At 31.1% G+C, this 19306-nt stretch carries 20 protein-coding genes and 1 pseudogene; 13 read left to right on the forward strand and 8 right to left on the reverse strand.

What is annotated here, in order from left to right; genetic code table 11:
- Positions 1–78: 78 nt before the first annotated feature.
- The 4 genes and pseudogenes from ACUV9F_RS00065 to ACUV9F_RS00080 all read left to right on the forward strand — a co-directional run bounded on the left by ACUV9F_RS00065 (position 79) and on the right by ACUV9F_RS00080 (position 3583).
- Positions 79–1365, forward strand: coding sequence for an adenylosuccinate synthase (locus ACUV9F_RS00065; protein WP_446183656.1), 1287 nt, complete (start codon positions 79–81; stop codon positions 1363–1365).
- Between the two features lie 113 nt (positions 1366–1478).
- Positions 1479–2168, forward strand: a pseudogene (locus ACUV9F_RS00070) (ABC transporter ATP-binding protein); the annotation flags it as partial.
- Positions 2165–3238, forward strand: coding sequence for an ABC transporter permease (locus ACUV9F_RS00075; RefSeq protein WP_446183657.1), 1074 nt, complete (start codon positions 2165–2167; stop codon positions 3236–3238). The pseudogene ACUV9F_RS00070 and the gene ACUV9F_RS00075, both read left to right, overlap by 4 nt.
- 90 nt (positions 3239–3328) lie before the next feature.
- Positions 3329–3583 carry a hypothetical protein gene (locus ACUV9F_RS00080; protein WP_446183658.1) on the forward strand — a complete coding sequence of 85 codons (255 nt, stop codon included), beginning with the start codon at positions 3329–3331 and terminating at the stop codon, positions 3581–3583.
- Between the two features lie 13 nt (positions 3584–3596).
- Here the strand turns inward: ACUV9F_RS00080 and ACUV9F_RS00085 are convergent, their stop codons facing one another.
- Positions 3597–4457 (reverse strand): MurR/RpiR family transcriptional regulator, encoded by an 861-nt coding sequence (locus tag ACUV9F_RS00085; RefSeq protein WP_446183659.1) that lies wholly within the window; start codon positions 4455–4457, stop codon positions 3597–3599.
- A gap of 133 nt (positions 4458–4590) precedes the next feature.
- Between ACUV9F_RS00085 and gnd the strand changes: the two genes are divergently transcribed.
- From gnd to ACUV9F_RS00105, 4 genes are all read left to right on the forward strand, one after another.
- On the forward strand, positions 4591–5493 hold the full coding sequence (gnd, locus tag ACUV9F_RS00090; protein WP_446183660.1) for a phosphogluconate dehydrogenase (NAD(+)-dependent, decarboxylating): 903 nt from the start codon (positions 4591–4593) through the stop codon (positions 5491–5493).
- Between the two features lie 11 nt (positions 5494–5504).
- Positions 5505–7055: a gluconokinase gene (gene gntK / locus ACUV9F_RS00095; protein WP_446183661.1), complete on the forward strand. Its 1551-nt coding sequence runs from the start codon at positions 5505–5507 to the stop codon at positions 7053–7055.
- A gap of 69 nt (positions 7056–7124) precedes the next feature.
- Positions 7125–8477, forward strand: a complete 1353-nt coding sequence (locus ACUV9F_RS00100) for a gluconate:H+ symporter (RefSeq protein WP_446183662.1) — start codon at positions 7125–7127, stop codon at positions 8475–8477.
- A gap of 99 nt (positions 8478–8576) precedes the next feature.
- Positions 8577–8981: a GtrA family protein gene (locus tag ACUV9F_RS00105; protein ID WP_446183663.1), complete on the forward strand. Its 405-nt coding sequence runs from the start codon at positions 8577–8579 to the stop codon at positions 8979–8981.
- A gap of 20 nt (positions 8982–9001) precedes the next feature.
- Here ACUV9F_RS00105 and ACUV9F_RS00110 read toward each other — a convergent pair whose 3' ends face one another.
- Positions 9002–9217 carry a P8 family protein gene (locus tag ACUV9F_RS00110; protein WP_446183664.1) on the reverse strand — a complete coding sequence of 72 codons (216 nt, stop codon included), beginning with the start codon at positions 9215–9217 and terminating at the stop codon, positions 9002–9004.
- Between the two features lie 148 nt (positions 9218–9365).
- On the opposite strand from ACUV9F_RS00110, the gene rpsN reads away from it, so the two are divergent.
- Positions 9366–9635, forward strand: a complete 270-nt coding sequence (gene rpsN, locus ACUV9F_RS00115; protein ID WP_446183665.1) for a 30S ribosomal protein S14 — start codon at positions 9366–9368, stop codon at positions 9633–9635.
- Positions 9636–9765: 130 nt separating this feature from the next.
- Here the strand turns inward: rpsN and ACUV9F_RS00120 are convergent, their stop codons facing one another.
- Positions 9766–12114 carry a phosphoketolase family protein gene (locus ACUV9F_RS00120; RefSeq protein ID WP_446183666.1) on the reverse strand — a complete coding sequence of 783 codons (2349 nt, stop codon included), beginning with the start codon at positions 12112–12114 and terminating at the stop codon, positions 9766–9768.
- A gap of 92 nt (positions 12115–12206) precedes the next feature.
- Positions 12207–12932: a GntR family transcriptional regulator gene (locus ACUV9F_RS00125; RefSeq protein ID WP_446183667.1), complete on the reverse strand. Its 726-nt coding sequence runs from the start codon at positions 12930–12932 to the stop codon at positions 12207–12209.
- Positions 12933–13076: 144 nt separating this feature from the next.
- On the opposite strand from ACUV9F_RS00125, the gene ACUV9F_RS00130 reads away from it, so the two are divergent.
- The gene (locus ACUV9F_RS00130; RefSeq protein WP_446183668.1) at positions 13077–13637 is read left to right on the forward strand and encodes a hypothetical protein; all 561 of its coding nucleotides are present in this window, start codon (positions 13077–13079) and stop codon (positions 13635–13637) included.
- Between the two features lie 8 nt (positions 13638–13645).
- On the opposite strand, the gene ACUV9F_RS00135 is transcribed toward ACUV9F_RS00130, so the two are convergent.
- A complete protein-coding gene (locus ACUV9F_RS00135) occupies positions 13646–14209 on the reverse strand; it encodes a M15 family metallopeptidase (protein ID WP_446183669.1) in 564 nt (187 codons plus the stop codon).
- Between the two features lie 116 nt (positions 14210–14325).
- On the opposite strand from ACUV9F_RS00135, the gene ACUV9F_RS00140 reads away from it, so the two are divergent.
- From ACUV9F_RS00140 to ACUV9F_RS00150, 3 genes are all read left to right on the forward strand, one after another.
- Positions 14326–15093: a (S)-acetoin forming diacetyl reductase gene (locus tag ACUV9F_RS00140; protein ID WP_446183670.1), complete on the forward strand. Its 768-nt coding sequence runs from the start codon at positions 14326–14328 to the stop codon at positions 15091–15093.
- A gap of 70 nt (positions 15094–15163) precedes the next feature.
- Positions 15164–15760, forward strand: coding sequence for a TMEM175 family protein (locus ACUV9F_RS00145; protein WP_446183671.1), 597 nt, complete (start codon positions 15164–15166; stop codon positions 15758–15760).
- An 8-nt stretch (positions 15761–15768) separates the two neighbouring features.
- Positions 15769–16383 (forward strand): GNAT family N-acetyltransferase, encoded by a 615-nt coding sequence (locus tag ACUV9F_RS00150; RefSeq protein ID WP_446183672.1) that lies wholly within the window; start codon positions 15769–15771, stop codon positions 16381–16383.
- Here the strand turns inward: ACUV9F_RS00150 and ACUV9F_RS00155 are convergent, their stop codons facing one another.
- Genes ACUV9F_RS00155 through ACUV9F_RS00165 form a run of 3 tightly spaced genes read right to left on the reverse strand, consistent with a single transcriptional unit; the run spans position 16384 to position 19178 of the window.
- On the reverse strand, positions 16384–17787 hold the full coding sequence (locus ACUV9F_RS00155; protein WP_446183673.1) for an amino acid permease: 1404 nt from the start codon (positions 17785–17787) through the stop codon (positions 16384–16386). It abuts the gene before it with no gap.
- Positions 17741–18478: a YoaK family protein gene (locus ACUV9F_RS00160; RefSeq protein ID WP_446183674.1), complete on the reverse strand. Its 738-nt coding sequence runs from the start codon at positions 18476–18478 to the stop codon at positions 17741–17743. The genes ACUV9F_RS00155 and ACUV9F_RS00160 overlap by 47 nt, the downstream gene beginning before the upstream one ends.
- A complete protein-coding gene (locus tag ACUV9F_RS00165) occupies positions 18471–19178 on the reverse strand; it encodes a helix-turn-helix domain-containing protein (protein ID WP_446183675.1) in 708 nt (235 codons plus the stop codon). The genes ACUV9F_RS00160 and ACUV9F_RS00165 overlap by 8 nt, the downstream gene beginning before the upstream one ends.
- Positions 19179–19306: the final 128 nt, after the last annotated feature.

Consider the following 19306-nt stretch of genomic DNA (forward strand, 5'->3'; position numbering starts at 1 on the left):
AAATAATGTTCGGAAATATTGCATTTTTATGTTTATAATGATAGAGTTAATTCGGAAATAAGATATAGGAGGATTTTTATGAGTACAATTGTTATTGTAGGAAGTCAGTGGGGAGATGAAGGAAAAGGAAAAATCACTGATTTTTTAGGTAAAGATGCAAATATTATTTCAAGATATCAAGGTGGAGATAACGCCGGTCATACACTTGATGTAGATGGAAAAGTTTATAAATTACGTTTAATTCCATCTGGAATTTTATATAAAGATAAGGTAACTGTTGTTGGAAACGGAGTAGTAATAAATCCTAAGACAATGATTGAAGAACTTAATTCCTTAAAAGAATCTGGAGTTGATATTTCAAATTTGAAGATTTCAGATCGCGCGCATGTTATTTTTCCATATCATATAAAAGAAGATCAATTACAAGAAGAGGCTAAAGGCGATAGTAAGATTGGAACGACTAATCGTGGAATAGGCCCTGCATATATGGACAAAGCATCACGAATTGGTATTAGAATTGCTGACATGTTGAATCCAGAGGTATTTAAAAATAGACTTAAAGAAACTTTAGATATTAAAAATAAAGAATTTACTGACTTATATAATAGTAAACCAATGAATTTTGATGATATATATCATGAGTATAGTCAATATGCAGATCAAATTCGTAATATGGTAACTGATACATCTTTATTACTTAATAATGCTATTGATAAAAATGAAAATATATTGTTTGAAGGTGCTCAAGGAATAATGCTTGATATTGATCAAGGTACATATCCGTACGTAACATCATCTAATCCAGCTGCCGGAGTTTCTATTGGAGCGGGCGTTGGACCTAATAAAATTGATAAAGTTGTCGGAGTAGTTAAGGCTTATACTTCCAGAGTTGGCGATGGTCCTTTCCCAACACAACTTGACGATGAAATAGGGGACTTTATTAGAGAAAATGGACATGAATATGGGACTGTTACTAAACGACCAAGACGTGTAGGTTGGCTTGATACAGTTGTCTTAAGACATGCTTTTAGAGTATCGGGAGTAACTGATATCGCGCTAAACGTTTTAGATGTTTTGACAAATCTTGAGTCACTTAAAATTTGTACTTCATATGAATTAGACGGTAAGGAAATTGATTATTATCCAGCAACAATTGATGAAATAAAAAGATGCAAACCTATATATAAAGAGTTACCTGGTTGGACTGAAGATATAACAAATATAAAAGATTATAATGATCTACCTGAAAATACTAAGAAGTATATAGAGACAATTGAAGATTTAACAGGTGCAAAAATTGCGACTATTTCAGTTGGTCCAAATAGAAATCAAACCATTTTAAAAAATAATGTATGGAAAAACTAGTGTTTCACATGAAACAATTGAAAAAGAGGCTGATAAATTTCAGTCTTTTTTTTATAATGTAGATAAATACATTAGTCGTGAGGCAATATTAATGGAAGAAATACTTATATTAAAAAAAGTTTGGAGAGCAAACTGTATTAAAAAATATTAATTTAAGTTTAAAAAAAGGTGAAATTGTCGGACTTATAGGCCCATCGGGTGCTGGGAAATCAACAATTATAAAAATAATTCTTGGAATGCAGAAAAGTGAAAAAGGAGATGTTATTGTATTCAATAAAAAAACTCCTGACAGAAAATTGTTAGAGGATATAGGATATATGGCGCAATCTGATGCATTGTATGAAATGCTAACAGGACTAGAAAATTTGATATTTTTTGCAAAATTGAAAAATATCCCTAAAAAAATGATTTTACAATCAGTAAGCCATGTTTCTGAGACAGTTGGACTAGAAAAAGATTTAAAAAAAAGAGTAAAAGAATATTCAGGAGGTATGAAAAGAAGATTATCATTAGCAATATCCTTACTAGGAGATCCACAATTATTGATTCTTGATGAACCTACTGTAGGCATAGACCCGTTATTAAAGAAAAGTATTTGGAATGAACTACGTGTACTAAAAAATAGAAATAGATCTATATTAATTACTACTCATGCAATGGATGAAGCAGAGCTAACAAATAAAATTGCACTATTATCAAATGGCAAAATCATTGCTTTTGATAGTCCTGAAATAATTAAAGAAAGTTATAAAGTTAACACTATTGAAGAAGCATTTTTGAAAGTAGAAGGCAGTGAAAAATGAAATCGTTTGTTATTATGAATAAAGTATTCAAAGAACTAGTTCGTGACAAAAGAACATTAGTTTTAATGTTTGTAGCTCCCATACTAATATTATTCATGCTTAACTTAATGTTTACTAGTAATAATAATGTATATACTTCAATAGGAACGGTTAATTTATCCCCTAACATAAAAGAAAAGTTAAATGATATAAAGTACACTAAGACTAAGTCATATGCGTCTTTTAAGACAGCAAAACAAGCCATGAAATCACAAAAAATTGATTCTATTGTTAAACAGAGTGGGAAAAAATTTGATATAATCTATGAAAATATTGACTCTAGTAAGACTATAAAAGCTAAATCGTCATTAAAAGAAGCGTTTACAATCGCTGAAATTGCACAATTAAAAACAGTAAGCAAGATTAATACAGATCAAAATAAGAATAAAATTAATATAAATAATCATTATGTATATGGCAATAAAGATACAGGATTTTTCGCAAAAATGATTCCAATTTTAATAGGATTTTTTGTGTTTTTCTTTGTATTTTTAATTTCGGGAATGGCTTTATTAAAAGAAAGAACGAGTGGAACGTTAGATAGATTATTGGCTACTCCTATTAAAAGATATGAGATTGTGTTTGGATATATGCTCAGTTATGGAATTCTTGCGATATTACAAACTTTCGTAATTGTCATTTCTTCAATATATATTTTAAATTTAGAAATTGTTGGAAGTGTTGTAAATATAATTATAGTTAATGTTATCCTAGCATTTGTAGCTTTATCTTTTGGAATTCTCATGTCGACATTCGCTCAATCAGAGTTTCAAATGATGCAATTTATACCGATAATAATAATACCTCAGATATTTTTTTCTGGACTTATTCCTGTTGATACAATGGCTGACTGGGTAAAATATATTTCATATATTTTACCAATTAAATATTCTGGAGACGCTCAAACGCAAATTATTATGAATGGTGCCCCAATAGAAAAAATTTGGTTTGATTTATTCATTCTAATTATTTTTGGGATAGCATTAACATTTCTAAATATTATTGGATTAAAAAAATATCGAAAAGTATAGTTATTATTTCCCGGGAAATAGTATTAGATATTATGAAAAAACGAGATTACATATTAAAATGAATATAGAAATATAAGGAGGAGTGTTAATATGTCAGTAGCTGATGAATTTGTGGAACGTAGAATGCTAAAATTTATGTGTTTTAATTGTGAGCATCCTGCAATGCTAATTAGTAAAAAAGAAAAAATTGGAACGAATGATGATGGCTCTGAGAAGTTTAAAATTGAATTAACTTGTCCTAGATGTAAGGCTGTTGATTCATTTATACTTAATGATAGTAGTGAAGCAACATTAAGTAAGTCGGAAAACAGTGAAAGAATTCCAGATGCAAGTAAAGTTTTATAAAATAAAAAGCACATTAATCTGTGCTTTTTTTGTTCCTTGTTTTATCAATTTCATTCCGTATTGCTGAAAAGATTTTCTCGTTTTTTTTACCACTTTTAACTGTTGTCATCATGAATAAGCTATCGACTATACTCATTTGTGCTATTAAGGCATGAAGTGCTTCAACACGATAATTTTTTTCTTCAGATATAGACAATATATTAACTCGTCCAAATTTTGTTATAGAAGAATTTCCAAAGCTTGTAATTACAATCATTGGAACTTTATTTTCTTGTAAAACTGCAGCAATTTTTAAAATATCTTTATTTTCTCCGCTATGACTAATTATGATTGCACAGTCACTAGAGTTTAGTCTAGTTGCTTGCATTAATTGCATATGATAGTCAGTAGTGTGATCAACTTTTATTGCTGTTCTTAAGAATTTGTGATAACCATTTTGTGCGACAATACCAGAAGCACCTAGTCCGAATAGACACAAATTATCACAATTGATTATAAGATCAACTGCTTTTTTTAATGATTTTTCGTTCAATAAGGATGCGGTTGAATTAAGAGCTGCAGAATTAGCAGAAAAAATTTTTTTTGCCATTGCAACATAGGAGTCTTCTTTATCAATTCCGTGATAAATAGGATATTTATTTTGTTGAGCTTGATGATTTAAAAGGGCAATTTTCAAGCTTTGAAAATTTTTGAAACCTAGTAATTTAGAGAATCTTGAAATAGTTGCAGTCGACACGTTACAATTATTTGCCAAAATCTGTATTGATATATTATCATCTATTTCGTTGTTTAAAATGTAATCAGCAATTTGTTTGTATTTACCATTTAGATTTTCATAGTATGATTTTATTAATGAATTTAGCTCATCAACCATAATGATTTTTACCTTCAACTTTCAATTAATATAGTACATGAAAAAAGTTTTCTTGTAAACGGTTGCAAAAAGAAAAATTTTTTCATATAATGTTTTTGTGCTTTTAAGAAACAAGTAAAAGAGGGAATTAATTATGAAGATAGCAATGATTGGTTTAGGAAAAATGGGTCTAAACCTTGTAGAAAATCTTTTGAGAAACAATAATGAGGTTGTTGCTTTTGACTTGAATAAAGATTCAGTAAAAAAAGCAAGTGAATTAGGTGCAAGTCCGGCAGTAGACCTTGATGATGTATTAAAACAACTGGATAGTCCAAGAATTGTTTGGAGTATGTTACCTGCTGGAAAACCAACTGATGAAACAATAAATGTCTTGAGTGAAAAAATGTCCAAAGGTGACATCTTAATTGATGGAGGAAATTCGTTTTTTGAGGACTCACTAAGACATAATGAAATTCTTAAACAAAAAGAGATTAACTTTTTTGATGCAGGAACATCAGGTGGAATGAGTGGTGCTAACAAAGATGGTAATTTCATGATTGGTGGAGATGATAAAGATATATTTGAAAAATATTTGAAACCAATATTTGAAGGTATAGCTCAAAAAGATGGCTATCTTTATACAGGAAAAGCTGGTAGTGGACACTATCTAAAGATGGTTCATAACGGGATTGAATATGGAATGATGCAAGCAATTGCCGAAGGATTTGATGTTTTAGAACATGGTCAGTTTGATTATGATAATGAAGCTGTTGCTAAAGTTTGGAGCAATGGTTCAGTAATAAGAGGTTGGTTAATGGAACTTGCTCAGTCAGCATTTTCAAAAGATCCTAATTTAGATGAAATAAAAGGAGTTATGCATTCATCTGGAGAAGGTAAATGGACCTTAGACGAAGCATTAAAACAACAAATTGCAACACCAGTTATTGGATTATCATTGATGATGCGTTATCGCTCAATGGAAGATGATACATTTACTGGAAAAGTAGTTGCAGCTTTAAGAAATGAATTCGGTGGTCATGCCGTTGATAAGAAATAAGAGGTAGTATTATGGAATATATTATTGGTGCAGATATCGGAACGACAAGTACAAAAGCTGTTTTATATGATATGAAGGGTAATGTTAAAGCTTACTCTAATATTGGATATCCTTTGTATCAAGACACGCCAGAAATGGCCGAAGAAGACCCTGAGGAAATATTTAATACAGTTACTGACGTACTGTTCGAAGTCATGCGTAAGGGAAATGTTCAACCTGGAGAATTGAAAGGTGTTAGTTTCTCATCAGCAATGCACAGTTTAATTTTAATGGACGAAAACGATCGACCTTTAACTAGAGTTATAACTTGGGCTGATAATCGTGCTGCAAAATATAGTGAGGAATTACTTGCAAGTGGTGTGGGACAAGAGATATATTCTCACACAGGAACTCCAATTCATCCGATGGCTCCATTATCTAAAATTATTTGGCTTAGAAATGAACATAAAGATATTTTTGACAATGCTAAGAAATTTATTGATATCAAGACTTATATATATTTTAGAATGTTTCAAGAATATAAAATGGAATATTCAATTGCTTCAGCAACAGGATTATTTAATATTTTTAATCTTGATTGGGATGATCAAGCTCTTGAAGTCGCTGGAATTACTCGTGATCAATTACCTGAATTAGTAGAACCAACAGATCAGATTACTAATATGAATATGACTACAAGTAAAGTTACAAGCATTCCAATGGATACGCCGTTTGTATTTGGGGCAAGTGATGGAGTTCTTTCAAACTTAGGGGTCAATGCAATTGATCCTGGAGTTGTGGCTGTTACGATTGGTACTAGTGGTGCCGTTCGTGTAGTTGTTGACAAACCAATAGTTGATCCTAATGGAAAATTATTCTGTTATGCCCTAACAAAAGATAAGTGGGTTGTAGGTGGACCAGTAAATAATGGTGGAATTATTTTTCGCTGGGTAAGGGACCAATTATTCCAACCTGAAAAAATCACGGCAGAGCAAATGCAAGTTTCAACGTATGATATCTTAACTGAAATTGCTGAAAAAATTCCAGCTGGTTCAGATGGGTTATTGTTCCATCCATATTTAGGAGGGGAACGTGCTCCGATTTGGGATGCAGATGCTCGAGGATCATTTTTCGGATTAACTCGTCAACATACTAGAGCACATATGGTTAGATCTGCTCTTGAAGGAATTGTCTACAATCTTTATATGGTTATGTTAATGATTGAAGGGATTGCTGGCAAGCCAAAGAGTATTCAAGCGACAGGTGGTTTTGCACAATCAGAATTATGGCGTCAAATGCTTGCAGATGTATTTGAACAAAATGTAACTATTCCTGAAAGTTTTGAAAGCTCATGTCTTGGGGCTGCCGTTATGGGAATGTATAGTTTAGGATATGTTGATGATTTATCTGCTGTTAAGGATATGATTGGTGTAACTAACGTTCATAAACCAAATGAGAAGAACTTTGAAGCATATAGAGATTTACTTCCTATATGGATTAGGTTGACTAAAAAATTCAAAGATGAATACAGTGAAATAGCAGAATTTCAACGTACTCATACTAAGAAAAAAGAAGAAAAATAAGCTCGCGTTGCGGGTTTTTATTGGGGATATATTGTAAGCGCTGACTTTTAATTATAAAGGAGAAATCTTATGGAATTTTTAGTTTTATTAGTGGGAATTGCTATTTTATTAGCATTGATTATTAAATTTAAAATTAACACGTTTGTATCACTTGTATTGACTGCTATGATTGTGGGTGTTGGTCTTGGAATGCCACTTACTAAAATTGCTACTAGTGTTCAAAATGGTATTGGTGGACAATTAGGGGAGTTATCAATAGTATTTGGATTTGGTGCCATGCTAGGCCGTTTGGTTGCTGATGCAGGTGGCGCTTATAGAATCTCACATACTTTGATTGAAAAGTTTGGTAAAAAAAGACTTCAAATTGCTATTGTTTTGGCATCATTTATTATTGGAATTGCGTTATTCTTTGAAGTTGGTATGGTATTGTTGGTTCCTATCGTATTTGCTATTGCATTGGAAGCTGAAGTTCCTATTTTGTATCTAGGAATACCAATGGCTGCAGCTCTTTCAGTAACACATGGATTCTTGCCACCTCATCCAGCTCCAACAGCTATAACTGCTGCTCTTAATGCTAATGCAGGTCACGTGCTATTATATGGAATTATTGTAGCTGTTCCTTCAGTTATTATTGCAGGACCCGTTTTTACAAAAGTAGCACGCAAATTAGTTCCTGATGCATTTGAACGTACTGGAAATTTAACTGCTCTTGGACCTCAGAAAAAATTTAATTTAGAAGAAACTCCTGGTTTTGGTATTAGTGTTTTAACTTCTTTATTTCCAGTTTTATTAATGGCTATTACTACAATCTATCAAATGATTTTTAATCATGGAGCATTACCAAAAAATCCATCAATGCTAGATAGTATCATCGCATTTATTGGTACACCAGCTATTTCAATGACAATTTCATTATTAGTAGCAATGTATACAATGGGATGGGCTCGTCGCATTAAGACACCTGAAATAATGAATACGCTTGAAGATGCTGTTAAATCAATTGCTATGTTGCTACTAGTAATTGGTGGTGGTGGAGCATTTAAACAAATTTTGATTGACGGTGGAGTTGGTGATGCCGTTACAAAACTATTTAGCGGTGTAAATCTATCTCCATTAATTTTAGGTTGGTTGATTGCTGTTGTTTTACGTGTTGCTCTTGGATCGGCAACTGTTGCTTCTTTAACAGCTGCAGGATTAGTTTTGCCATTGATGAAATCAGCAGGGGTTGATCCTTCTTTAATGGTTTTGGCTATTGGTGCAGGAAGTTTAGCCGCTTCACACGTTAATGATGCAGGATTTTGGATGTTCAAAGAATACTTTGACTTATCAGTTAAAGAAACATTATCAACTTGGACAGTCTTAGAATCAATTATTTCTGTAGTTGGTTTGGGAATTGTATTATTATTAAGTTTATTTGTATAAAAAGATATTAAAAAAACCTTGATATATTTCAAGGTTTTTTTTATTTGTTTATAATTTATTGGTATGATAGAAAATAAATAAACTAAAGGGCAAGATTTAATGAAAGATATATATATAAAATATAAAGAATTAATTAACTATATAATTTTTGGAGTAGCAACGACAGCAGTAAATTATATTGTATATGCAGTTTTTACCATTGTTTTGCCACTTAATTATCAAGTGGCTAACTTAATAGCTTGGTTTTTATCAGTACTATTTGCATATATAACTAATAAATATTATGTATTTAATTCTCGAAGTTGGGATATTTCGAGAATTTTTAAAGAACTTATTTCGTTTTTTGCCGCAAGAGTGTTTTCATTAGGTGTTGAAGCAGTGATATTGTACGTTGGAATTACATTAATGAGTGGTAATAGTTTGATAGTTAAATTAATTGATAACGTAATAATAGTTATTATTAATTATATATTTAGTAAATTATTTATCTTTAAGCAAAAATAAAAAGAGTCTTTAGACTCTTTTTATTTTTTTAATAATTTTTCTGCAGCGCTAGCAACTTCGCTGTCATCCATATTTTCAAACTTCTTCATTTCGTCCATGGTTTTCATAGTATCTTTATTATTATCATCCATGAAGTGATTCCACAAAGCGTCGCGAACAGGAGTGGTATCGTCGCTCCAACTAAAAACTTCGTTCATCTTCTTGTCCAAAGTTAATGTTTTTTCTACATCTGTCATTGTTAAAATCCTCCTTCATTAATTACAAATCTAGTATAGGTCTAAATTGACGATTTGGTAAGTACTTTGGCTAACTAAAAGCAAATAATTGTTATTTTTTTAAATATATGATTTAATACCACTTGATTCATTATAGTAAGGAGAAATTATGGCTAAAAAGTCAAAAATTGCAAAGTTAAAAAGACAACAAGAGACTGTTGCCAAATATGCTGAAATTAGGCAAGAATTAAAAAATAATGGGGATTATGTAGGATTGTCAAAATTACCAAGAAACGCTAGTCCAACAAGGTTACATAATCGCGATGAATTAGATGGTAGACCACATGCTTATATGCGTAAGTTTGGTATGAGTCGATTGAATTTTAGAAAATTAGCGCATGCTGGGAAAATTCCAGGAGTTAAAAAAGCTAGTTGGTAATTTTTACTTTGTGTGGATTTTAATAATATTTAAAAAATAGAATAATACAAAAAAGCTACGACATTGTCGTAGCTTTTTTGTTGAATGTGAAAAATACTTAGTTATTTAGTTTTTATCTCGTTGAATGTTATTACCATTTCCAGTTTGTAACTTCTGGAAGGTCATCACCAAATTCTCTAATATACTTGTTGTGTTTATCAACCATAGCTTCCATTGAATCAGCAAAATCAGATGCTTTATCACCCATTACTGCAACAGCAGCGTCTTCTGCGATATGGAATCTATCCATTTCATTTACAACACGCATATCAAATGGTGTAGTGATATCACCATTTTCACGATAACCATGAACGTGTAAGTTATGGTTTGCACGATCAAAGAAGATATCTTTAATAAATCCTTCAAAACCGTGGAATGCAAACAATACTGGTTTGTCTACTGTGAAGTATTCATTGAATTGTTCATCAGTTAGGCCACGAGGATCAACTTTTGGTGAACGAAGTTTCAATAGATCAACAACGTTGATAAATCTAACTTTTAGTTCTGGAAGTTGTTCTCTTAAAATCTTAATAGCTGCAAGAGCTTCAAGGTTAGGTTCTGTACCAGCGGCAGCAATAACAATATCAGGATCTCCATTGTCATTTGATGCCCAGTCGATTATCTTCAATCCGTCTTTAACTAATACTTTTGCTTCATCCATTGAGTAGAATTGGTTTCTTGGATGTTTTGAAGTAACAATTAAGTTGATTTTTTCATAGCTTGTTAATACTTCAGGCATAACTGCAAGCAATGAGTTTGTGTCAGCTGGGAAGTATTGACGAATGAATGCAGGCTTCTTTTCAGCCAAGTGTGTAATAATACCTGGATCTTGGTGAGTGTAACCATTGTGATCTTGTTGGAAAGCAGTTGATGTAGCAATAACGTTAAGTGATGGATATTTTTGTCTCCATTCTTGTTCGTCAGCTTTTCTTAACCACTTGAAGTGTTGTGTAAGCATTGAGTCAACAACGCGTAGGAATGATTCATATGATGCAAAAATTCCACGACGTCCTGTCAATGTATAACCTTCTAGCCAACCTTCAGCTTGATGTTCTGAAAGTTGAGCATCAAGGATACGTCCTGTAGGTGCTTCAAATTGATCGTTTGGTTCTTTCACATCTTCCATCCATTGACGGTTTGTTGCTTCAAACATTGCACCTAAACGGTTTGACATTGTTTCATCAGGTCCAAACATTCTGAAGTTTGTTGGATTAGCTTTAATTACATCACGTAAATATTTACCTAATTCAATCATGTCTTGAGCCATTAAGTCTCCAGCGCGGTCAAATTCTAGAGCATATTTTGTTTCATCAGGTAAGTCAAGTTCTTTAACGTCGACACCACCATTTGTGATAGGGTTCATAGCCATACGCTTGTTACCCTTAGGAGCCATTTCTTCAAGTTCAGGAATTAATTTACCATTTTCATCAAATAGTTCTTCAGGTTTATATGATTTTAACCAGTCAATAAGAGCATCGATGTGTTCCATGTTGTTTTGATCTACAGGAATTGGAACTTGGTGAGCACGGAATGAGTTTTCAATTGGTGAACCATCCCATTCTTTAGGTCCAGTATATCCCTTAGGAATACGAGCAATGATAACTGGCCAATGTGGCATTTCAACATTGTCAGCACCTTTAGCGCGTGCATCTTTTTGGATTGCTTGAATTTTTTCGATGGCTTCATCAAAAACTTCTGCCATTTTAGCGTGGTAGTTGTCTTCTTTTGTAACATCGAAGAACATTGGATCCCAACCCATACCTTCAAAGTATTTTGTCAATTCTTCATCAGATTTTCTTGAAAGAATTGTTGGGTTAGAAATCTTAAATCCGTTTAAATCAAGAATTGGTAATACAGCACCATCAGTTACAGGGTTGATAAATACGTTTGAGAACCATGAGCCAGCCAATGGACCAGTTTCTGATTCACCATCACCAACAACAACAGCTGCAATTTGGTCTGGGTTATCTAAGATAGCACCAACACCGTGTGATAATGAGTAACCTAATTCTCCACCTTCGTGGATTGAACCTGGTGTTTCAGGAGCAGCATGTGAAGCAATACCACCTGGGAATGAGAATTGTTTGAATAATTTCTTCATACCAGCTTCGTCTTGAGTTATTTCAGGATAAATTTCTGTATATGATCCGTCAAGGTATGAGTTAGATACCATAACTTGTCCACCGTGACCAGGACCTTCTACGTAAAACATGTTTAAATCGTACTTATTAATAAGACGGTTTAGATGTGCATAGATAAGGTTTTGACCTGAGATTGTTCCCCAGTGTCCGATTGGATGTACTTTAATATCATCTTTTACAACTTCTCTATTTAATAAAGGGTTGTCTTTTAAATACAATTGACCAACTGATACATAGTTAGCAGCACGCCAGTAAGCATCAAGTTTGTTCAAGTATTCTTTGCTTGAATAGTCTGTCATGGAAGCACCTCTTATTTTTATTTTAATAACAACTACATAATAAAAAAAATGGTTAAAAAAGTCAACCATTTTGTCAATTGATACGTACCAATTTAAGAAACTGTTATAAAGGTATCGTATTTCATATATTTGTAATGTACTCTCATTGTTGATATTTCAAAAGGAGTACCATTATTTAAAAAGAAAATTCCTGACATAATTCCAACTGGTTCATTTGTTTTTAGGTTTAATTTTATTTGATCATTTTTATTTGAGGGTTCAGTAGAAATCGTTAGATATGAGTTAGTAACCTTTAAATTCTTTTTTTCTTCCATGTAATTAAAAATTGATTTACTAGCTATGTCACTATTTAAGTCTGGGAATAGTTTTATAGGAATGTAGCTTATCTCAGACAAAAAAGGTTCATCGTCTAAAAATCGAAGACGTTCAATTTTGTAAACAAAATCATCTTCTTTTAAAAATAAGTCTCGTTTAGTAGTTTCATCAGCTTTTATAACATCAAAGCTAATTAGCTGTATATTTTGAGTTTTTCCAGGAACTGTAAAACTATCGGTTATTCCTAGATTGCTACCATTATATTTGAAGAAGTTGTTGTTTTTCAAATATAATGGATTGATAAAAGTACCAGATCCACGTTTTTTAAAAATAGTTCCTCTATGAGATAAGACACTGAGAGCCCTTTTAATGGTAGATCGGCTAACATTATATTGTTCGCTAAGTGATCTTTCATCAGGGAGTTTCATGGTTTCGGCAAAATCGCCATTATTAATAGAATTTTTTAACTCGTTAATTATTCTTTGGTATGCTAAATCAGCCATTAGTTATCCTCGTATTCTTTCTAAGAATAAATAATACCAAATAAAATTAAAATCGCAACTAAAAAAATCAATTGGTGCGTACCAAAATAAGTGTTGCGTTTTTTTATAAAATATATAATATATAGCATTAATTGGAGGAATATTATGGATATATTAGGTGTAATAATTTTAATTTACTTTATTTATAAGCAGTATTCATTTGAAACGCCTAAAAGGTTTACCTACTTAATTATTCCGATTTACTCAATAATTATGTTTTTTATTACTCTTAAATCAGCTAATTTAATAATAATTTTAAGTATTTTTATTATTGGAATTATCATCGGCATTTTTCAAGGACATTATGCAAAAGTAAAACCATACGTAGGCGATAGTGGAAAAAAATGCGTTCAAATAAAAGGAGGGTCTGCTTACTTAATTGGATGGGTATTAATCTTAATAACGGAAATATTGATTGAGATATATTTAATGCATCATAGTTTAAGTGGTAATCAATATTTTTCGGAACTAAAAGGAAGTATTGTGGAAGAATTACTACCTTTTAATAGAATAAGAAAAAGTCAAGCATGGGAGTTTTGGATACTAACAGGGAGTGCTAGTTTAATGTATACAACGGTACTTTCTTATCGTTTTCCTGAGTTTAGACAGACAATCAAAAAAGGTGCAAGAAAAGAAGGTAGAAGAGCAAAAAAAGAGCTTAATTAAGCTCTTTTTTAAATTATATAATCGTTAGGATTAGCTGAAGCAGGTCCATACTTATCCATATCGGAATCCCTATAATCCCACCATTCTTCACTATATCCAATGAATCCAGCTTTTGTCATTGCATCGTTTAAAATATCATAATTCTTTTGCTGAAGTGGAGATCTTCCTTTATAAGACCGGCTTGCAGTTTCATTAAACTCATCAAATGCCGATTGCATTTCTAATTCATTCCCATCCATATCAGTGATGGTTAAGTCAAATGTAACTCCTTTTTGATGACTAGCATTTGGATTTGGTGGTAAAACAAAATTAGGGTCTGGGTATACTTCAAATAACTTTTGTTGTGCACTAACAGGGCGATAGGCATCCCAGATTTTAATGCGATATCCTTGTTTTTTTAATAAGCGTGAAGCTATTCCTAGTTTTTTAACTGTACCTGAACGCGAAATAGCTGTGCTAAAATCATAAATTTTTTTTCCTGTAAAATTATCAGTAGTTGCATACTTTAAGTCGACTATGATACTAGGATCAACTTCCAAAACATTTAAGAAATCATTGTTAAAATTGTTCATATCATCACCTTCTTTTTTTATATTCATTATAATAACAAAGCATGCATTATCCAATTGAAAACGTTTACTTATGTGCTAGAATTAGGTTGGAATTATAAAAAAAGGAGGATAGTCTTATGACAGATAAAGTGGCAGTTGTAACTGGTGGTGGACAAGGTATTGGTGAAGCAATTGTAAGAAGATTGTCAGCAGATGGTTTCAAAGTTGGTGTTTTAGATTTGAATATTGAAAATGCTCAAAAAATTGTTGATGATTTAGGTCAAGAAAACGCATTGGCAGTTAAAGTTGATGTTTCTAATAAAGAAGAAATAACCAATGCAATTTCAGAAGTTTCTAATAAATTTGGAGATTTTAATGTATTAGTAAATAACGCTGGATTAGGGCCAACAACGCCTATTGAAACAATTACTCCTGAAATGTTTAATAAAGTTTATCATGTTAACGTAGCAAGTGTGATTTGGGGTATACAAGCTGCAATTCAAGAATTTAAAAAATTTGGACATGGTGGAAAAATAATTAATGCAACTTCACAAGCTGGAGTAGTTGGTAACCCAAACTTATTATTATACAGTGGAACTAAATTTGCAGTTCGTGGAATTACACAAGTTGCAGCTCGTGATTTAGGAGAATCAGGTATAACTGTTAATGCATATGCACCTGGTATTGTTAAGACTCCGATGATGATGGATATTGCACATGAAGTAGGTAAGAATGCTGGTAAAGATGATGAGTGGGGAATGCAGACCTTTGCTAAAGATATTACGCTTAAAAAATTATCAGAACCTGAAGATGTTTCTAATGTAGTAAGTTTCTTAGCAGGACCAGATTCTAATTACATAACAGGACAAACAATTATTGTTGATGGTGGAATGCAATTTCATTAATTAATACAAATAAAAGGATACAGTAAGTTCACTGTATCCTTTTTGTTATAATAATTGCAGGGGTGAGTTTATGAATAAATCAAGAGTAGAAGCATTTACAGATGCCGTTATAGCAATTATTGTTACAATAATGATCTTAGAGTTTAAAACTCCAGAATCGTTAAAATTTGAAGCAATTTTTCCACAAATTCCTTATTTAATATCTTATATGGTAGGATACTTATTTATTGGGGTAGCTTGGTATAATCATCATTATATGTTTTCTAAAGTACATAAAGTGACGAAAGAAATATATTGGGCAAATAATTTTTGGATGTTTGCTACTTCATTTCTTCCTGTGGCTACAGCGTGGATAGGAAAGAACTTAAATGCAAGAGGTCCTGAAATATTTTATACAATTGTATATGCATTGTGGACAATATCATATTTATTTTTAACTCATAAAATTATCATGTCGGATGAATTAAATGGACACAAAAAATCAGCTAACGATATTAAAAATATGAGAATTTATAAGGCGTTAACAAATTGGAAAATCGTGTCAATAATTGTTTTAGCAGATATATTGGTCTTAACCTTTTTTCCCGCCGGACAATTGTTAATTGTTACATTTCAAATAATATTTTTAGGAGCAAAATTTAATGAGGATAGCGATAACTTATTTTAGGAGAAAAAATGAATTTTAAAAAATCTCAAATAAATGATCATCAATGTATGACTGATATATTGTTAAATGCTTTTGCTGATTATCCTGTATTTACTGCATTTTTACCAGAGAAAACTCACCGCTTGGACTTTTTAAAAGAGTTATTTACTGCAAATATTAAAGTGTTTGAAAAAATTGATGGTAGCTATATTGCAATTGATAATAATCAGATAGTTGGAGTTTTATTAGTCAAAAAACAAGGATATAAAGATCCGGGAATACTAAAGTATTTAATGAATTCTAGAGCTAATATGTACAAACCAAAAAATCTGAAAAGCTTATATGATTTTTTAAAAGTAATAAATGATATGGACGACGAAATTATTTCCCAGGAAATATCTTGGTATGTCGATTCTTTAACGGTTAATCCCAATACTCAAGGTAAAGGTGTAGGATCGTTTTTATTAGAGCAGCTTGATAAGCTTGTAGAAAAAAATGGTGGGAAAATATTATTATCAACAAATAAAACTATTAATGTTAGTTTTTATAAAAAAAATAATTATCAACAAATTAATTATTCGAAATCTAAGTATGGATTTGAAACTTGGCAGTTTCAAAAAATAATAAAAAGGAATAACTTTTAGCTATTCCTTTTTATTATGTAAAATACTATTTTTATATCCATAAATAATGTAAATTAAAATCCCAATTAGCAGCCAAATTCCAAAAGCAATCCAAGTAAATGATTGTAGATTTAACATTAAATAAATACATAAAATGAAAGAAATGAGAGGGACAACAGGATATCCAGGAGTTTTAAATGAAGGATTTAAGTGTTTAGTATTTTTGGAGTTTCTTAAAAAAATCACCCCAATTGAAACAACAGAAAAACCTAAAAGTGTACCTATATTTACTAACTCTGTTAATTTATCGATTGGAATAACTCCGGCTATTAATCCTGAAAGTAAACCAAAAATTATTGTACTTGAAACAGGTATATTGTTTTTATTTAAATTGTTTAATTTTTTAGGAAGTAAACCATCTCGACTTATTGAAAATACTAGTCTGGTACCACCATATAAAACAACTATAAGAGCTGTGGTCATACCCAGAACTGCTCCTAAAGAAACAAAACCAGCAATCCAGTTTTGATGAATTAGACGTAGTGCCAATGATACTGGATCAGCAACGTTTAATTTTGAATAGTGAACAGCACCAACTAATGCAAAAGCAACTAAAGAATAAATTACTGCAGTAATCATTAGTGAAGCAATAATACCAATTGGCACGTTTTTTTCAGGATTTTTAACTTCTTCACTGGCAGTTGATACAATATCAAAACCAATAAAGGCAAAGAAAGCTAATGAAGTACCACGACCCAATCCGCTAAGTCCAAATGGGAGAACTGGTGAAAAGTTATTTGGTTTTAAATAAAATAAAGCAACTACTATAAATAGTAGAATAATAAAAATTTTTACATATACCATTATTTTATTAATTGTCACAGATTCCTTCATTCCTTGAAGAAGTAATACAGTAACGAAAAATACTATTAAAAAAGCAAATAGGTCGAAACCACCTTTTAAATTTCCTGATGACCCGTAAGCGGATTTTAAATAATCGGGTAATTTTATTCCAAATCCTGATAAAAAATTTTGAAAGTAAGCTGACCAACTAACGGCAACTGAAGACTCAGAAAATAAGTATTCAGAAAATACGGACCAGCCAATAATCCATGCAGCAAATTCACCAAATATTGAGTATGTATAGGTATATACACTTCCTGATAAAGGAATTGCAGAAGCAAACTCTGAATAACAAAAAGCCACAAAAATACATACTATAGCTGCCAGTAAATAAGTAAAAACAACACCAGGACCTGCAATATTTGCAGCAATAATTCCTGGTGTTATAAATATTCCTGAACCTATAATGACTCCAATACCTAAAAAAATTAGATCTTTGGCTGATAAAGTTTTTTCTAATTGAATACCTGACTTATTAAGGTCTTTTGTTAAATTCTTTTTTGCTAATAATTGTTTTATCATACATTTCTCCTGATAAACTACTTGTGATTTTATGGTTATTATAAGTGATGGTAAATAATATTATAGCTAATATAATAGCACTGAAAAATATAGCTTGAAAAGAGAAATATTTAACTAAAATAGCATTAATAATGACACCAATAAAAAATGAAAGAATTATTTTAAAAACTTCAAAACTACGCATGATTAATTTGTTGTCGTGTTTTAATATTCCTTCTAATAATAAAGTACCAGTATTTTTGAAATTTCCTGTCATCATGATAACTGTTAAAGGTGTTCCGTGAATTTTATTAAATTCAGTAAAAAGAATAGATATAACTAAAGACATCATTAAAGAAGTTAATAAAAGTGGTATTTTATTTCCTATTATTCCGACTAAGATTAGAAGAACTGAATCCACCCCCAAAATAAACTCTTGTCTAGAAATATTATGGTAGTGAGAAATCTTAAGGCTGGCAAGTTTTGTAATGGTTGCGCCGATAACAAAAACGAATATGGGAATTAAGTAGTTTAATATTAAACTCCAATGCCCCTTTGCAATATTTATTCCAAGTAAAATTAAATTACCGGTCTGTAATCCAGCAAATACATTTCCATGTGTAAGATACGAGTAGCCATCAATACTTCCCGAAGTTAATGCTAAAAGCTCTGCTATTATTGTTCTTTCATGAATTGGTTCACTGTTAATCATAGTGGTTCTCCTTTACTTGAATTTTAAGCAACTCAGTATGAAATTTATTTGTTGCGACTAATATTTTTGCGTAATCATTTTGAGAAATGTGATTGATAGATTTGGTATCAATAGTTGTTACTGATATAAGTTCATCAATAAGAGTATTAATGCTTAAATTGTCTTTATTTGTTTTTTTTAGAAAAAAAATATTAACTCCATTAAGAATAGTATGCTGAGGTGATGAAAAAGTAAAATGATTATTCTTTAAGAAACCAGTAAGCTCATCCATATTTTCATCTAATGTAACTTCTATTGCTGTATTTAGAATTTTTTCCTTAATAAAAATTTGATCTTGAATTGTTTGAACAGGATATTCCTTTTCGTAGAATTCAAATCTAGATAAGGCATCAATTTCAGTTAAGTAATCAAAAAAAGTTGAGATTATTGGTTCATCGTTTCTAGATTTTATTGTCGACAAAATTAAATTTTTTACGTAGTTTGAAAAAGTACCATATAAAATGAAATTACTATCAATATCTAATATTTTTGATATATTTCTAAGAGCTTTTTTTGATGGAATTGAGCGTCCTTTTTCCCATTCATTTATAGTGCTTTTTCCACTCATATCTATTAATTTTGCAAAATCTTCCATACTTAAGTTGTTATCTTTTCTTATTTTTAATAATCTTTTGCCAATTTGATTTTTATCATATGTCATTGTGAATACATCCTTAAAAAGCTTATATATCAACATTTTAATTCAAAGTACAAATAAAGTACAGAACAATTAAAAAAGAAAATTTCCTGGGAAATATAAATAATATGGTTGATTTTCTATTATTTATG

This window comes from Daquilactobacillus linshuiensis (assembly GCF_052828685.1).

Excerpts from the sequence above, each read along its gene's own strand:
- ACUV9F_RS00065 (WP_446183656.1), top strand. The coding sequence starts at position 79 with ATGAGTACAATTGTTATTGTAGGAAGTCAGTGGGGAGATGAAGGAAAA.
- ACUV9F_RS00075 (WP_446183657.1), top strand. The coding sequence starts at position 2,165 with ATGAAATCGTTTGTTATTATGAATAAAGTATTCAAAGAACTAGTTCGT.
- ACUV9F_RS00080 (WP_446183658.1), top strand. The coding sequence starts at position 3,329 with ATGTCAGTAGCTGATGAATTTGTGGAACGTAGAATGCTAAAATTTATG.
- ACUV9F_RS00085 (WP_446183659.1), bottom strand. The coding sequence starts at position 4,457 with ATGGTTGATGAGCTAAATTCATTAATAAAATCATACTATGAAAATCTA.
- gnd (WP_446183660.1), top strand. The coding sequence starts at position 4,591 with ATGAAGATAGCAATGATTGGTTTAGGAAAAATGGGTCTAAACCTTGTA.
- gntK (WP_446183661.1), top strand. The coding sequence starts at position 5,505 with ATGGAATATATTATTGGTGCAGATATCGGAACGACAAGTACAAAAGCT.
- ACUV9F_RS00100 (WP_446183662.1), top strand. The coding sequence starts at position 7,125 with ATGGAATTTTTAGTTTTATTAGTGGGAATTGCTATTTTATTAGCATTG.
- ACUV9F_RS00105 (WP_446183663.1), top strand. The coding sequence starts at position 8,577 with ATGAAAGATATATATATAAAATATAAAGAATTAATTAACTATATAATT.
- ACUV9F_RS00110 (WP_446183664.1), bottom strand. The coding sequence starts at position 9,217 with ATGACAGATGTAGAAAAAACATTAACTTTGGACAAGAAGATGAACGAA.
- rpsN (WP_446183665.1), top strand. The coding sequence starts at position 9,366 with ATGGCTAAAAAGTCAAAAATTGCAAAGTTAAAAAGACAACAAGAGACT.
- ACUV9F_RS00120 (WP_446183666.1), bottom strand. The coding sequence starts at position 12,114 with ATGACAGACTATTCAAGCAAAGAATACTTGAACAAACTTGATGCTTAC.
- ACUV9F_RS00125 (WP_446183667.1), bottom strand. The coding sequence starts at position 12,932 with ATGGCTGATTTAGCATACCAAAGAATAATTAACGAGTTAAAAAATTCT.
- ACUV9F_RS00130 (WP_446183668.1), top strand. The coding sequence starts at position 13,077 with ATGGATATATTAGGTGTAATAATTTTAATTTACTTTATTTATAAGCAG.
- ACUV9F_RS00135 (WP_446183669.1), bottom strand. The coding sequence starts at position 14,209 with ATGAACAATTTTAACAATGATTTCTTAAATGTTTTGGAAGTTGATCCT.
- ACUV9F_RS00140 (WP_446183670.1), top strand. The coding sequence starts at position 14,326 with ATGACAGATAAAGTGGCAGTTGTAACTGGTGGTGGACAAGGTATTGGT.
- ACUV9F_RS00145 (WP_446183671.1), top strand. The coding sequence starts at position 15,164 with ATGAATAAATCAAGAGTAGAAGCATTTACAGATGCCGTTATAGCAATT.
- ACUV9F_RS00150 (WP_446183672.1), top strand. The coding sequence starts at position 15,769 with ATGAATTTTAAAAAATCTCAAATAAATGATCATCAATGTATGACTGAT.
- ACUV9F_RS00155 (WP_446183673.1), bottom strand. The coding sequence starts at position 17,787 with ATGATAAAACAATTATTAGCAAAAAAGAATTTAACAAAAGACCTTAAT.
- ACUV9F_RS00160 (WP_446183674.1), bottom strand. The coding sequence starts at position 18,478 with ATGATTAACAGTGAACCAATTCATGAAAGAACAATAATAGCAGAGCTT.
- ACUV9F_RS00165 (WP_446183675.1), bottom strand. The coding sequence starts at position 19,178 with ATGACATATGATAAAAATCAAATTGGCAAAAGATTATTAAAAATAAGA.